This window comes from Oleiphilus sp. HI0123 (assembly GCF_001635315.1).
The window spans coordinates 1-487 of record NZ_LWGE01000911.1; the positions used below are offsets into that span (position 1 = coordinate 1).

The window sequence follows — 487 nt, forward strand, 5'->3', positions numbered from 1 at the left end:
AAGGGTCATGAATACATGCTTCGTCACCTTCTAGGTACTAAGAACGGTCTTCAAGGTAAAGACCTTGATGAACGTGGCGCCAAGAAGCCAGAAGATGTTAAGTGGCACGATACGCCAGTCGAGGGTAAGGTCGACTTGCTAGTGACGCTAGACTTCCGTATGTCGACTACCTGCTTGTATTCAGATGTTGTATTACCTACAGCAACTTGGTACGAAAAAGACGATATGAATACGTCGGATATGCATCCGTTTATTCACCCTCTTTCTAAAGCGATTGACCCGGTTTGGGAATCGAGATCTGACTGGGATATCTTCAAAGGTATTGCCAAGAAGTTCTCTGAACTTTGTGAAGGCCACTTGGGTGTTGAGAAAGATTTGGTCACGGTACCGCTTCAGCACGACACACCAGGAGAGCTTGCTCAGCCAGAGGGTGTGAAAGCATGGTGGAAAGGTGAGTGTGACCTGATTCCAGGTAAGACGGCACCAA

The 487-nt window shown here is 47.4% G+C and carries 1 protein-coding gene; it reads left to right on the forward strand.

The window, feature by feature from the left end:
- A partial coding sequence (locus A3761_RS07840; protein WP_156491734.1) for a molybdopterin-dependent oxidoreductase occupies positions 1 to 487 on the forward strand: 487 nt, incomplete at both ends.